8 protein-coding genes are annotated in these 15668 nt (G+C 44.7%); 4 read left to right on the top strand and 4 right to left on the bottom strand.

The features are described from left to right. The first annotated feature begins 353 nt into the window (after positions 1-353). Complete coding sequence (locus tag ACSX1A_RS10405) at positions 354-1286, top strand: helix-turn-helix domain-containing protein (RefSeq protein ID WP_439879591.1); 933 nt, start codon at positions 354-356, stop codon at positions 1284-1286. A gap of 327 nt (positions 1287-1613) precedes the next feature. Here ACSX1A_RS10405 and ACSX1A_RS10400 read toward each other — a convergent pair whose 3' ends face one another. Further along, the gene (locus tag ACSX1A_RS10400) at positions 1614-2816 is read right to left on the bottom strand and encodes a C45 family autoproteolytic acyltransferase/hydolase (RefSeq protein WP_439879590.1); all 1203 of its coding nucleotides are present in this window, start codon (positions 2814-2816) and stop codon (positions 1614-1616) included. Between the two features lie 1102 nt (positions 2817-3918). On the opposite strand from ACSX1A_RS10400, the gene ACSX1A_RS10395 reads away from it, so the two are divergent. The 3 genes from ACSX1A_RS10395 to ACSX1A_RS10385 all read left to right on the top strand — a co-directional run bounded on the left by ACSX1A_RS10395 (position 3919) and on the right by ACSX1A_RS10385 (position 9085). Continuing rightward, on the top strand, positions 3919-5085 hold the full coding sequence (locus tag ACSX1A_RS10395) for a serine hydrolase domain-containing protein (RefSeq protein WP_439879589.1): 1167 nt from the start codon (positions 3919-3921) through the stop codon (positions 5083-5085). A gap of 60 nt (positions 5086-5145) precedes the next feature. Next, a complete protein-coding gene (locus ACSX1A_RS10390) occupies positions 5146-7575 on the top strand; it encodes a TonB-dependent receptor domain-containing protein (protein WP_439879588.1) in 2430 nt (809 codons plus the stop codon). A gap of 586 nt (positions 7576-8161) precedes the next feature. Then, positions 8162-9085: a helix-turn-helix domain-containing protein gene (locus tag ACSX1A_RS10385; RefSeq protein ID WP_439879587.1), complete on the top strand. Its 924-nt coding sequence runs from the start codon at positions 8162-8164 to the stop codon at positions 9083-9085. A 143-nt stretch (positions 9086-9228) separates the two neighbouring features. Here ACSX1A_RS10385 and ACSX1A_RS10380 read toward each other — a convergent pair whose 3' ends face one another. The 3 genes from ACSX1A_RS10380 to ACSX1A_RS10370 form a co-directional block, all read right to left on the bottom strand. Next, a complete protein-coding gene (locus ACSX1A_RS10380; protein WP_439879586.1) occupies positions 9229-10452 on the bottom strand; it encodes an IS256 family transposase in 1224 nt (407 codons plus the stop codon). Positions 10453-12402: 1950 nt separating this feature from the next. Next, positions 12403-12807: a hypothetical protein gene (locus ACSX1A_RS10375; protein WP_439879585.1), complete on the bottom strand. Its 405-nt coding sequence runs from the start codon at positions 12805-12807 to the stop codon at positions 12403-12405. A gap of 1054 nt (positions 12808-13861) precedes the next feature. After that, complete coding sequence (locus tag ACSX1A_RS10370; RefSeq protein ID WP_439879584.1) at positions 13862-15244, bottom strand: alpha/beta fold hydrolase; 1383 nt, start codon at positions 15242-15244, stop codon at positions 13862-13864. Positions 15245-15668 lie beyond the last annotated feature (424 nt).

Genomic DNA, 15668 nt, shown 5'->3' with positions numbered 1-15668 from the left:
GCCGATGGGGAGAGTAAAATAGGAAGGATGGGGCAGGCTTTGGGTTTCCTGTACCCTTACAATGAAATACCTTTGTATGTCGGTTCATGATGCAAAGCAGACCGACGCTTTGTTATTCCCTAGTCCATATTAGGTATCCTTGCCCTCTGGGGAATGATTCACCTGTTTTACGAATGAGAGAAAAATATAATTTGCTCCTTTTTATAGTTAAACCTTCTTCAACAGTTCTAGTGGACAGTGGATTTAGCTACAACACTTGAAAAATCCTGCTTATTTAGTTAAATATCGTTCAATTATTTTAATTGAGAAGTGATGTTTCCTATTTTCGCTAGGACAATGTAGAAATTGAATAAATGGAGAAGAAAAGCGTGAGAGGGGAAAGGACAATGCCCTTTGGTGACACATGCCAGGTAGTGCATGTGAATGCGCATAACTATGCAGGCTTGAAGGCGCGCGCGAGTAAGAACAGAATTATGAGTTCATTTTTTACTTCTTTGGAGGATGAGGTGAAACCTTGTGGGCTGGGGTTAAAGTATGCGGCGGAAGGCCAGGAGCGCTACTTCTTGGATGGCAGGGCATATAGTGTCTCGTCAGATAAGTACCTGCTTGTCAATGAGTCCATTCCCTCTCTTGATGTAGCCATTAAAGGAAAGTCAACCTGGAGTGTTTGCATCGATATGGATGAAGCCTTGGTAAATGATCTGTTGCTACAACAGTTGCAGCCTAATGAACTGGATAATTATACCGAGATCAGCCGCTATTTACTTACGCCCGAGCTATTTGTGCGGGAGGTGCAGGCGGAAGAGTCCTTAAAGGTTTACCTGCAGAATATCATACGTGCGTCCGCTTCAAATTCCATAGAACGGCCCGCCATTGAACTCATTTATGATCTGATCGGCTTTATTTTACAGGGTAACAAAGCAACAATTCATTCCTACTATAAACTGCAGACCATAAAGTTATCCACGCGCAAAGAACTGTTCCGCAGGCTCCTGGTGGGGAAAGAGGTATTAGAGGCTCATGTGTACTCTCCCTTATGTATGAAGCAGGTGGCCGAAGAATGTTGTATGTCCGAATTTCGTTTTTACAGGCTGTTCCGGCAATGCTTCGGGGACAGTCCCTACAATTACTTGTTTAAAAAGCGTATTGAAGAGAGTGTGATGCTAAATAAACAGGGAATGAACTGGGTGGAGATCGCCTCTTTGTTGAACTTTACGGATCTGGCAGCTTTTAGCAAAGGTTTTAAAAAGGTAATGGGGGTATCCCCTACAAAGGCAGTCCTGTAGCTATCAATTGAAAACTGCAGGGATATAGCCTTAGGAAATTTGGCTATCAACGTAATGTTTGCCATGATTCAAAATCGTTTCCAAGTGTTAAAAAAGCAAGTTGCCATCGTTTTTTATTATCTTTAGTTATAGCACCTATTTTCCGGATATATTCTACCTCAACCCAGGTTTTGCGCTGAACAGTATACGTGGAGACTTTCCATAGGTAAACAAAGCGAAACAGCCCCGTTCTATGTCAAAGACAGAACGGGGCTGTTTCGCTTTCGTGTTTATTTTAAATCGGGCAAACTTACGCTTGACCTACTTTGGCAGTCACGGCCATAAGCATTATTGAATGGCTTGTGAAAAGAAGAAGTGTTGCTGATAGTCAGACTGATCAGGTGACCCATGGGTTACCTGTACCGAGGGTTTTGCACCAAGAGTGAAGAGCACAGAGCTAAAGGTAAATGCAGCCTTCTTGGGATCATAGGCGACACATACGGGAAAACGTTCGTGATCTTTGGAGCGAAGTGTATTTTTGACAAGGTCAGGTGTAAGCGACATGCCCGGGGTAGAAAGACGCTTGTCCAAAGTAGCATAGCGTGTCTGGCTGTTGGTTTGCATACCGGTACCGGACAACATACGTTGATGATAGTCCTGCATCCACGGTTTCACATCGTGGTTGCCAAGGGAATGGTTTGTATGGTAAACTACCCCTTTGTTTTCTGTTGGATAGAAAGGCACGACCTGGTTGGCTGATGCCTCATAATTTATCACCTCGGTTTCTGTGCCAATCAGGTAATTTTGACCGGTTGCATGTGTGATGGACTGGACAAAAGAAACCGCTTGTTCTCCGGATTTCTGTTGAAGTATACCGCGTGTCACAAAAGTTACAGGTAGTCCATTCACAGAGTTATTCAGATCAGTGAGCGCGTTTATCACAACGGCAACACCTTTGCTGTTCATCCCTGCAAAGCCAATGAAGCCGGCACAAGACATCACAAATTGCTCCATGTCGTCTTCAGCGGAGACAATGTGGAGCAATACCTGATAACCTTGCATATAAGTGTCTATATCAATGTTCTGGGCAACAAAGGTTGGGCTGTTTTGGGTAGCTGCGACGCCGACGGCACTGCAATGGCTTTTGTCCACAGAGCCGTTTTCCAGCCGGTCCAGGTAACCCCAGTATTCATCAATCAGCTGAAAAGCCAGTACGTCGTCTATTTTCTGTCCTGAGCCCACAGCCATACCCTGCACTTCCTGCCACAACTGCGGAGTCGATTGCTGTATGGCTTTTTGGTATTGGGAGCTAGCCAGGAAATCAGCAATGACGGCATCAGGGTTTTTCCCTGTGTCCTTGCGAATGCTTTCTTTCCATTTGCGGTACACTTCAGCGATTTGCCCTTTAAGCTGAAAGCCATGCTGAAAGCCGCGTTCATAGCTGTTGCCACAAAGTACCAGTTCTGGAACCTGTGGCTTAGGTTTTGGCGTGGCTGTGGCTTGGTAGGCCAGCACGCATACGAGTAGAAGGAATAAGACAGTCTTCTTCATTTTTGTTAGGTAATAACTTCGTTTTTATTAAAATTCATCAATTGCAGGTAGAGAAATCTTAGTGATTCTCTATTCAAGGCAAATGTAGCGCATGCCGTAGAAAAGAGGTTGTAACTTCCTGTCTACTTATGCCAGCTTTTAGCTAATCGTGTACAGCCACCGGGGGCTATCCCTTTGCAAGGATATTTGATTTCTGGAAACAGGAAGGCTATTTGTATGGTCGGAGTGTAGGCACCGTAATCGTAGGTTTGTATAGTTGTTAGAAAGTGGGGCAGCCAGCTGGGAGTTCCAAAGCCACTACGGCAGCAACTCTGCTTGTATTGTCATTTGATGAATACGGTGAGAAGCATCTGGCGTCTTCACTAAAGTAAGTTGATCATGAAGCATTGATCAGTTCATGGCATGGCAAATTTTAAGTAAGATGCAGGAACATGGTCAATAGGGAGCCACTGTTTAACGTAGTTGTTAAAAGGTCAGGATTGTACAATAAAGAGCCCGGTATATCTCCTGATCTTTGTGCAAGCAGAAGACAGAAAGTGCAAATAAGAGTAGTCACTTTCTCAGTAACTGTTTTTGAGGTGAAAACTACCGTGGCAAGGTCCTGTCACTGATTATCCATAACAGATAGTTGGTATGCATCTTCTACAACTGCACCCTTGCTACGGTAGTGATCCTTTTCCGGTTTTACCGACAGCCGAACCTTTCGTCAAACAGGCCATGGGGCACTCGTCGTGCCAATCAAGAGCTTGTATACCCGCAACCAGGCGTCATCCGCCATTCAATATCTGTTATTAAAGTCTCTTTACCATACATTTTTGAGAACCATCCCAAGTGGTGGCCCCAGGGACCTACACCATCTGGGTTGGCGGTTTACGGCAATCTCTCCCATAGGGAAGCGGTGTGCACTGTTCATACAGCTAATGGAACACGGTCAATAGAAGGTAAATTGACAGGATTGTACAAGCAAAGTTTTAATGGAAAGCAGTTACTTTAAAATCTCTGGTCTGCAAAACTGATAAATGCATCAATACCGGAAACAGGCTGAAGAGATGTTGACACAACCTAATGCATCTGTACTTAATTTTATTAAAACACAATTACAATGACACGCAAATTTACCGGACTACTGCTACTGCTATGCTTCGCTTGTTCTCTTCGTTTAGCTGCTCAAGCACCTGTCCAAACGCTCTTATGGAAAAAGCAGTTACAGGCAAGACTGGATTCCCTACAGCGAGCTAATGGATTCCCAGGAGCTACTTTTGCTGCTGTGCTGCCAGGTGGGGAAGTAATTACGATAGCGACAGGGATAGCAGATTCTGTGACCATGTCGCCGATGCGACCGGGTCATAGAATGCTGTCAGGCAGTAACGGAAAGACTCTTTTTGTCGCTTCGGCGTTGCTTTTAGCAGAGCAGGGACTCTTTAACTTGGATGACAGCATAGAACTGTACATTGGGCGGGAGTCGTGGTTTACCAGGATACCCAATGCACACAGCCTGACAATGCGGATGTTGCTGAATCACACCTCTGGCATAGAGGAATACTTGGAGCAGGGTGACTTTATGCAGCAGCTCAAAGGACATCCTGGCCATACCTGGAAGCCCACGGAATTATTAGCATATATATATGATCGCCCCCCGCTCTTTGAGGCAGGAAAGGGATTTAGTTATGCGGATGCCAACTATATCTTGTTCAGCTACATTGTGGAGAAGATCAGTGGTCAACAGATGTATGATTTGATCAGACGGGATGTAATTAAACGCTACGGCCTGAAAGCTACTGAGCCGTCAACAAAACAGACTTACAAGGGACTTGCGGTTGGCTACGCCCGGAAAGGAGGGCCATTCCCGGTAGCGGGTGCCATGGTTCATAAAAACAAACTGATTCTTAACCCACAGTTTGAGTGGGCGGGTGGAGGCTTTGTTTCCAATACCGCAGACCTTGCCGCCTGGGCAAAGGCATATTACGAATTCAAGGCCATATCGCCAGCCTTACGTGTGCAGATGCGGGAAGGGGTGGCAGCCAACACAGGGAAAAATCATCTGTATGGATTGGGTATGCAGATCAGGCCAGGGGGGGAAGCAGGTATGAGCTATGGCCACAGCGGCTGGTTTCCAGGTTATTTAACAGATGCCGCTTATTTCCCTGATCTGGATGTAGCGCTGGCGATTCAGTTTAATACAGATAATTTCCGCCTCCTGAAAAGAGCGCCAGAAGCATATCTGCTTGACATGGCACGCATCCTGGCTACGCAGGTAAATAATCACTAAAGTCCTTGGTTGTTTAATGTTCCATTCCCGGATTTTTTGAGACTTCCTTAACAATACCACATGAAGAGAAATATCATCCTGACGATTTGCCTGTTCACTATGATGACAGGGAATGTATTGGCCCAATTAACCGGCAGCTTACTGGACGCGAATGGGGAGCCACTGGGATATGCTAACGTGGCTGTACTGCAGGCAAAGGATTCTACGGTAGTTACCGGAGCCATCACCGGTCCGGATGGAAATTTTATGATTGCCACGCCCGTCGAAGGCGTGTATTTGCTCCGTCTCAGTGCGCTCGGGTACACTACGAACTATGTCGTTCCGTTTCAGGTCAGCAGCAGCAACAGGCGCAGAGACTTCGGTAGGTTAACACTGCATGAAGATACAAAACTGCTGAGCGAAGTAACCATAAAGGCTTTACGTCCTACCATTGTCGTGGAGGCAGACAAGCTGGTGGTAAGCGTAGAAGGCACCGCCCTGGCAGCTGGCAGTACAGCTTATGGGGTCCTGGAGAAATCACCCGGTGTGTGGGTGGACCAGGAAGGGAACATCAAGCTGAACGGAAAGGCTGGAGTGCGTGTGTTGATTGACGGCAGGCCTTCCTATCTCTCTGGGAAGGAGCTACAAAGTATGCTGGAAGCAATGCCTGCGGAGGATGTAAAAAACATAGAAGTCATAGCCAACCCATCGGCAAAATACGAAGCGGCGGGAAGTGCAGGCGTCATCAATATAAAGCTAAAGCAGAATACGCATCAGGGTATGAATGGCAGTGTATACGGCGGTTATCAGTACAACAAGGCCTCCGGGTATAATGCAGGCGCCAACCTGAACTACAAGAAGGGTGACTGGAATTCCTTTGTGAGTGCAGATGTGGCAGAGCGCCCGCGTCTGCGTGAAGGGGTTATGATCCGTGAGTTTCATGAAGCTGGTGCAAATGCGCGCTTTCACCAGCTCCGTAACGAGCATATGACCACAAATAGCCCATCCCTGCGCCTGGGTACAGACTACGATTTAAATGATAGACATAGCGTTGGAGCCGTTGCACACTTGAGCCATAGTACCACCGATCGTGCCTTCTACTCTGTTACTGACATGGACGATCGGGCAAAGGGAGCGCACACTCTTGTAGAGGCAAGTAACTTTAATGACATTACCAACAGCAGCCATGCTATTAACCTGCACTACAATGGCCTGCTGGACACGACAGGCGCCAGCCTTGCTGTTAACCTGGACTACATACAGCTGGACAACAATAATGAGGCCCGTTACGCCAATCGTTTTCTGGATGTAAACACAAACACAAGAAGAGATGAACTGTTGAAAACCTATAACCCTGGCTACTATGATATTTATTCCACAAATGTTGATTTTGGGGCAAAGGTCCATAGAAGCACAAAGCTGGAACTAGGCCTTAAAGCTAGCCATGTCGTATCAGGGAATCAGCTAAGCTTTTATGTTGCCGATCCTGAACAGGAAGACCTTCGGGAGCTGGACAAGGACAGGAGTAACCATTATCGCTATACCGAAAGTATCCTGGCCGCTTATGCGAACGTCAGCATACATATTGATGATAACTGGAGCATGCAAACCGGCCTGAGAGGAGAGCAAACATTTGGCAAAGGTAAGCCAATAGGTGGCGGCGAGGCTATCGCGAAACATTATCTTGACTTTTTCCCCAGTTTTTTCTTGACGCAAAAGGTGAGCAGCAGCTATAAGATTACCTACAACTACAGCCGACGCATAGACAGGCCCAATTACCGCACCTTGAATCCTTTTATTTTTTACCAGGACCCGTACAGTTGGGCAGAGGGAAATCCGGACCTGAGACCACAGTATACCAATTCGTTTCAGCTTATCCAGACACTGCAGAATACCTATAACCTGGTGCTGGGCTACTCCTATACGAAAGATTTCTTTGCAGAGGTCCCCCAACAGAACTCAGAAAACAACACGACCATATACCAGGAGCGCAACATTGACAAGGCAGAGAATTTTAGCGCCACCCTGGTAGCACCTGTTAAGCTCCTGAAAGGATGGGACGTGAGCAACAACCTGGTGGCGGGGTATCAGCGGAATAATATACTCCTGCAGGACAAGGAGCTAAAGAATGAACAGTTCACCGTAACCGCTCAGTCCACGCATAATGTGCTGCTGCCACTGGGGCTGCAGTTACAGGCGACGGCGGGGTACAGCTCACCGTCTACCTATGGCGTTTATATATTTAAAACCCAGTGGTGGCTGGATGCTGGCCTGAAAAAGTCCTTACTGGATGACAAGCTGGACCTAACGCTTGGCGCCACCGATATCTTCAGGACCAGCAAAGCACGGGGAGACGCCAGTTACAACGGTAATGTGTTTTCGTTCGTCAATTATTTTATGGTGCAAAGCATTAAGCTTAACCTGAGGTATAACTTTCAGCGGGGGCAGAGCTTTAAATCAAAGAGCAAAAGTACAAGGTTGGAAGAGCTGAAGAGGGCAGGGGGACAATAGGACAGGTGCAGCACATGCGTGAATCGTATGCGTCTGTACCGGTTTACTTTTATAAGGGTTAGGCCAACGGTCTCATTCATTTTGATGTGCCTGCTGATCGATGGCAGCTGTTTTTAACAAACCGGATCTTTTAAGGTATAGGCTGTCTGGTAGACACTTTGAAAGCAGGGTACTATAGAAGTGTTGTCCAATACGGCAGGCTGCTTCCTGACTACTTATACCTATGTGTGTTCTAGTAAATCAAGCGCACTGGTGAGTCAGGTATAGGGCTTAACCTGCTAAGGGAGTCGGTGCTTTTCAATGGTTTGAGCAGAAGACAACAGTGTTTTCCATATGTAGTTAAAGATAGTCTTAAAGTATTTCATTCGATTTTATATGAATTGATGTGAATCTGAGGAAAAGAGGATGAAACTTTTTTGGCAACAATTTGAGTATGAGACGGACCCCAAATGTGCATTGCTGCTTCTTGAACAAATGGTTTCAGTAAAGTTATGGAAGCCAGGGTTATATAGTATTGTAGCATTCTGCTGTTTTAGTGTGTTTATATGTAAGTGAACGAGAAGGTGCCCTCATATATGATTTTCCCATGAATACAGAAATTTCTAATATCCCCTCTTTCTACAGCGGTAACTGCCATATTTTGCATGTGAACAGTGACAGCTGTGACATATTGGAGGAAATCAAGAGCGAGAACTGTATCATGAGCACACTCTCTACTAACCTGGCTGCAGAATTAAAGCCTCGGGGCTTAGCTTTGAAGTTTACGGCGCAGGGATTGGAGACCTATCATATTCAGAACAGGCAATACAGGATTTCCAGCGGAAAGTATTTGCTCGTAAATGAATCTGTTCCGGCTATGGAGGTAGTTATTAAAGATGCCGCTACATGGGGAATGTGCGTTGATCTGGATCCATGCCTGGTTGATGAAGTGTTGTACCAGATGCTCTATCCAGATGATCTGGAGGGCTACAGGCAGCTTAACAGTTATTTATTATCTCCGGAAATTTTCGTTCGCGAGGCGATGGCCAGTGATAGCATGAAGGCTTTATTAAACGAGTATATCTCCATTTCCATTTCAGCTACGATTGATAAGCCTGCCCTTGAACTCATCTTCGACCTGATCTCACTACTGGTTCAAGAAAATACGTCCACTATTCGTTCCTATTACCGGTTAAAGCTTTCCAAGTTGTCCACGCGCAAGGAGTTGTTTTACCGCCTGTTAAAGGGAAAGGAAGTGCTGGAAGACAGTGTGCTGTATCCCACAAGCATAAAAGAAGTTGCCAATGAAAGTTGCCTGTCAGAGTTCCGGTTTTATAAGCTTTTTAAGGAGTGCTTTGGTATTAGTCCTTATCAATATCTGGTTAACAAGCGAATAGCCTGCAGTCTTCAACTTAGGAGATCCGGCCTGAACTGGAGTGAAATAGCTCGGATGCTAAATTTTTCGGACTTGGCGGCATTTAGCAACGCTTTTAAGAAGGTGACGGGGGTGGCGCCTACGAAGTACAAATAGGCTGTGGATGTGCCTATCTCGTATCATGGTTCAATTTGGGAGTGTAATTTAAACTGTGTCATTTCCATATTTTCATTTATTGGCCCTGTTGGTGTACTGGTGTGAATCCTTACAGCAACAGGGCCAAACTTTTAAAGTGCGTCTCACTTCAAGTCCAGCTGCATTCTGTCCCCAAACCAGATAGAGAGTTGCTGGGCCGTCTGGCTCCAGTTGCTTAGCGGCATGACCCATTTTTTGCTGATGTTCTGGTGAGACAGGTAAATCAGTTTTAGCAAAGCCATATCCGTTGAGAAAGCTCCTTTGGTCTTGGTCACCTTCCTGACCTGGCGGTGAAAGCCTTCAATCGTGTTTGTGGTATAGATCAGCCTTCTGATCGGCTCGGTGTACTTAAAGTACGTGCTCAGTTTGTCCCAGTTTCGCTGCCAGCTCTCGAGCACCTTGGGGTACTTTTTACCCCACTTCTCCTCCAACTCCAATAGCCGCAGCTCGGCCAATTCCTTTGTTTCTGCCCGGTACACGGGCTTTAAGTCTCTGATGAATTCTTTCTGGTCCTTAGAGCCCACATACTTGATGCTGTTGCGGATCTGGTGCACGATACAGCTCTGCACCTCGGTCTGGGGGAAAACACTTGTGATGGCCTCGGCAAAGCCCTTGAGGTTGTCAATGCAGGCGATGAGCATATCTTCCACGCCCCGCTGCTGCAGATCGGTAAGTACCGAGAGCCAGAAAGTAGCCCCTTCGCTTTCGGATACATACACGCCCAGCAGCTCTTTGTGGCCGTGGCGGTCAATGCCCAGAATATTGTAGACAGCTTTAGAGATGGTGCGCCCTTCCTGTCTGACCTTGTAGTGCATGGCGTCTAGCCAGACAATGCAGTAGAGCCCATCCAATGGCCGGGCCTGCCATTCCTTGACCTGGGGCACGATCTTCTCGGTGAGGGCGGCTAAGGTGTCGTGGGAGATGTCCATGTCATACATCTCCTTCAGATGCGAAGAGATGTCCCGAAGGCTCATGCCCAAACCGTACATACTCAAAATGCGGGGCTCCAGGTTCTCGGCCAGCACCGTCTCCCGTTTGCGGATGATCTGCGGCTCAAAGCTTGCCGAGCGATCGCGGGATGATTCTACTTCAATCATTCCATCTGAGGTGCGAACTTGCTTTGATACTTTGCCGTTGCGGCGGTTGCCTTGCTGGCGCTGCTCAGCGTCCAAGTGCAGGTCCATCTCCGCGTCCAAAGCGGCTTCTAAGAAATGTTTTAACAGAGGGCCTAAGGCGCCGTCTTTGCCAAAGGTGGGTTTGCCGCTCCTAAACTCTTCCAGGAACTGGCGCTTGATCTTTTCCAGATCCAGCTCGTTTTTTTCTTCCATGTCAACTGTGTTAAAGGTAATACTCCTAATCCTTTGACACAGTTTATTTTACAGTCTCTTCAATTTTGATCATGCCTGCTTCTCCTACAGCAGTCCGCACTTAATCAGTCCCCTGAAAACATTCCTCCTTTGACAGCTTCCTTCTATTTCTCCAGCTTAATGGTATTACTGTGAAGGTGCAGGGCAGCGTACAGAAGTCCTGTTCAGGCCTTTAAAAGGGGTATTAAATGGTACGTGCCATGGAAAATGTTAGCCACTACCTGTGCCGGGTGGAAGGATAAGTAAAGACCAGAAGGTTCGGAGTGGTAACGCGTTCACATCTCACCTTAAACAAGCATTCCCCGCGAGGGGTAACCACTCCGATAAGAGACCTCTGTCTCAGTTGCGTCAGCAAATATCCCTTGGTATCACAATGGAATCCCTTCCTGTAGTTGAATTACCTCAAAGGTAGCACGTTCCCCTGTTACTTGTTTGTCAAATCCTGTCAAAAAAGGGCACTCCCAATGTATTTCGGTTTACCCTGGAAGCCAGCTCATGAATTTTTTGCTTGTTTGAGTCCGGGATTTGGGTAGAATCTATAAAGTATGAAGCTGAAGGGCGAACTTGTTATGATATCGCTGGGAGAACGTATAATATCACGTCAGAAGAGTACCTGCTATTCAATGAGTCGATCACTCCCTAAATGTAGCTATCAAGAGAAAAGTCTACGTGGAAAACCTACATTGACATGAACGAACGCCCGGTGAGAGATCTGTTGCAACCCCATTAACTGGCTAATTACTTAGAGATTTGTTCCTGTTTACTTATTCTTAAGCTGTTTTAAGATATGTGAGCTCGATGGATCCTTAAAAGGTTTCTATGTGGGAGATCTCGTGGCTTCCGCTTCACGTCTAAAGCAATAGTCAGTCAGTGAACCTGCGTATGTGACTTGATCAATGTAAAAATTCAGAGGAATCAGGAAGTGACTCGCTCCTATCATTCAAATATAAGTCTGTTGCCATCTATCAGGAAGGAGGGATTGAAATCACCTGTTAAAAACATTAAGATGAGTGGAGTCGTTTAGGATCTTTCTAAAATAGAGCACCACGGTAAGACCCGAATTTGTCGGGAATATTTATTCTTTGCCATCATACGGAACCGACTTTTTTCGAGCTATACGCATTAGGTGGAAGTAGTAGCCATTCAATATCGAAAGGACAGGAAGATACAAGCAAAAGCTGATAAGTAGGCTTTACCTTTGCTATAGATTAGATAATTGCTCTAGGGATAAAATTGTACTCCACTCCCTGGCAGTTAGTAAGTAGTTAGTAGAGAAGCCCCTTACTTATAAGCGGGCTTCTCGTTTTTTGACCTATACGAAGCACCCTGCCATAGTAAGAACTCATTGAGCAATTTGTAGAGGCGGTTATCCGGTGAAAGCAATTTTAAAAATCAACTGTACCTAATGAGTAAGTTTAGGGTTTACAGGAATGGTGTTACCTTCTGTATGTAAAAAAATAGGGACCTTGCTAGTTAATGACACTTATTTTAACGTAATCATAGTTCGGGTTTTTCTGTTTTTCAAACAAACATTTGCTACCGCAGTACTTGTTGTTTGGCATGCTTAACTGTAAAAGCAGTATAGCTGATTCTTGACACAAACCTGTATGGATGAAGTTATAATGTGTGGGTGAAGTAAAACATACTTTGATCCATATAAGCTGCACCTGGTAGGCTGTGTAAGCCGTGTCAGCTTATCAAGGAGGGGGACAGCAGGGTTTGCTTAAACAGGCAAAAGGGTATAAAAATTGCCTGAAAGAAAGAACGTATTTACGTAGGTCTGTTGGAGTAGATGAGGGGCTAGAAACAGCAAATTATGTGCGAATTCAACTGCTAGGTATAAACCAAATGGTTTGTAAATAGCCTATATCCATGGAGAAGGCAATGAACAGCAACAAACTTGGAACTGTGCTATAGTAATAGGTTAATATCTTCCTCTGTTAAGGCCTTGGCTAAACATCCTTGAACAGGGTAGTAAGCACATGTGACCCGTTTGTCCAGTTCTTCAGATGAAGCTAGAAAGTATAGGGTGGGGGCCTCTATTACCCTTTCTTTCTCAAGCTCCAGCACATTGTTTAAGAGTGTAAACCCATTCCTGGCTATCATACTAAGGTCTGAAAAGATCAACACATCTGTTTTCTGTTTCCGGGCTCCTGGATCTGCTTGGCAATTTGCATAGATCCAAACAAGTCCTTCCTGTTCACTAGTGGTGGTATCAACTTCCTGACTGATTCCTGACCTGCGAATCAAGCACTCATTAAAGAACGTAGTGACAGGGTCATCGTCAATTAGTAGAACTTTGGTAAATTGTCTCATATCGTGGTTTTTAATGGTTTATTACTGATGAATTATGGTTTTGAGTGCACTGACTCATCTGTCTTTTCCCAATCACCTACTAGTTTTTGACTATGGAAGGGTTGTCCTGCCTTTTACAAAAAGCTTACTAATTCAATAGTCATTGTAGGAATAAGAGTATACAAAAATAAAATATTCCAGTTTTACTTTTGTTGTGATTTTCTGGCTTATTGTTTTGAGAAATTAAGCTGTTCTAGACGGAAAAAGTCTTCATGGTTTCTTCTGCAGGGTTTTGGATGGGGAGTGGATTGGTATTGCTTCAACTGTGAGATGATACACGTAGCGGAAGACAATGAATAGGGTGTACTATCAGGTGGAATGAAAGATAGCTGAATTATTAATTACGCATTACATACTTACATGCTGAATTTCATCGCTAGTGGCATGTATTCTTTTATTAATGAACTCAATAAAGGTCATTCTTTACGCATCTGGAATTCGTAAATTCTGTTCTTTTCGGACCTACACCAGTTTGAGAGTTACCCAGTACTTTTATAAGTATGGTTTAGTAATCGAACGAAGAGGAGTAGGAGTGTATCTGATCTGACTCGCAAATGCTAGTGGCACTCTTCTTCTCAATGGTAAGCTATTAGATGATTTCAATACCATAGACTTCGTTAGGCAGGTAATTCCATAAAACCTCAAAACCAACTTTTATGGCAGCAATGCCCTCTCACTAGTTCTTATTAAACCAGTATACCGCCGCTGGCAGTAGCAGTACATTAGTAAAATTGTGAGCATTGGTTGCATCCACATAGCCTTTGAGGAAGACATTGGGCTCCTGCTCTATTTTAGGTCGCATTCCGGCGCAAAGGAGACAGTAGTGAAACAGATGTACAGGCACACCAATTCTCGAATGATATTCTTTTTCTTTGTTCTATTTTGGGGGCTTATATCCTTGTCTATAACTTATTCTAGAGACGTGAAGGAGTTATATCCACTGCAAGTCTATATTTTTTTACAGGCGCATCTGTAAGAAATAAATCCAGTATTCTGAGATGTTACTTATAAAACCTTAATTCAGTTTATTGGTCATAATTTTCTTCATCCAGGCGTCTGTGTCTTCAATAAGTTTTGTGTTGAAGTGGGTTCTATTGTATAGCTGGTCACGCTTACCCATTAGTTCTACACCCTCCTTCATGCCAGGCACTGTAATAAAGGAGTGATTTGTTTTTGGCATTGTTAAGAAGGTAGCATGTCCCGGATGGTAGTGATTTACTATCTCGACAATGTGTTTGTGGTCTTCTGCATTGACTACTTCAAAGTCAAATTCGCCCCAGATGGAAAGAACGTGTTCTTCTGTTTCGGCCCATGCTTTGGTAAGGTTGATTTCGTCAATTTGCTGCCAATAGCGGTAGTCCCTTGACCAGAACTCATCGCCGCCATTATATTGAAACTCCTCTTGTAAGATCTTTTGAAAGGCAGGGTCTGCAGCAGCGATGGTACTCGGGTGTTGTTTTAAAACGAAATAACGATACAGTACATGGTGCAGCTGTCTCATCGTTACCTCACTATCTATGTAATCTGTACCTGTTAATGGTTTTTGAAAGCGGAACATATCTGCAGCAAATTCGAACCATGGACGGTATGGACTTCCGTATACCATCACCCCTTTCAAGCTGTGTTTCTGGCTAAGGACAGGGGCAATAATCCCACCCATGGAGTGGCCGAAGATAAATATATTGTCGTGGTCAACCGCTTGGAGTCGCTTCAGCTCTAAAAGACCCTGTTCAAAAGCCTCAATTTCAGTGTACAAATCAATTTGCATACAATCCGGAGTATTGTCATTGTCTCCCAGGCCTGGTTTTTCTACAAGCATAACAATATAGCCAAGCTTACTCCAGCCTTTTATAAGTTGGCCGTAGGAAGTCTTGTAGTAATCCTCAATAGAGCGGCAAGGAAAACCAGGAATGAAGAGAATGGCGGGGCTTTTACCCGCATTATTTGGTTTGTAGGTAATGGTACGTAGCTGGCCACCCCTAAAAGGTACCTGGCTGTAAACTATGTTTGTATTAGTGTCGGGCTCTTCCACAGGGGGACGCCCAACTGCTCTTCCCTTTATAGTTTTTCTTTTGGTATCCCTGATCAGTTGTACTGTTACTACCTGGTTTGGGTAAAGCGTTTTACCTAGCCCTTCTATTGCAATCGGATTAATTACCTGCTTTTGGTTGATTGAGAGAATAATATCGTTTATTTCAATGCCTATCATTTTAGCAGTGGAGCCAGCTGCAATGGCTGTCACTAATACTCCGTTTTTTAATTCATGTGCAGTAGCAATAGTATCGGGGAGGGAAGTAGTAGAAAGACCAAGGTAAGCACGACGGGCTAGTTTCTGTGCCTTAGCTTGGGGAAAGAAAAGAATTCCAAATAAAAGAAATAATATAAAAATGTGCTTCATTTTATGGTAGAATGAATATTTGAGTTAAATGTAAAGAGATGAATGTTAGCACTTGACATAGCTTCGTGGTGCTATAAATAATTGTAAACTACTTCTCTTCATACAGGAAGACAGTAAAGGGTAAACGTGGCGCAGGAACGCTGCCCAATGTGTTTGTGGGATGCCTCGTGCGGCTGCCTGTTGAAGTAAACCTAATGAAAACCTTGTTTATGCTGCTGTTACTATAATGAGACCTTGTTCAGAAGATGTAAATTTAAAATTTGTGTTTTGCAAGTTGGAGTAGTAAGTTTTTCAAATTTATAATTATTTGGAAAATGGGGACTTGTATTATCCTGCCCTTTTGCTCGTGTAGGTACTTAATGTTTAGAATTCATTGACCTTCTAGCTTACTCTGACTTTGCTGGGTAATTAAGCACTTTGACAA

It is taken from the genome of Pontibacter sp. MBLB2868 (assembly GCF_051904785.1).
GTDB lineage: Bacteria > Bacteroidota > Bacteroidia > Cytophagales > Hymenobacteraceae > Pontibacter.
This window is presented reverse-complemented; position numbering and strand designations above follow the sequence as displayed.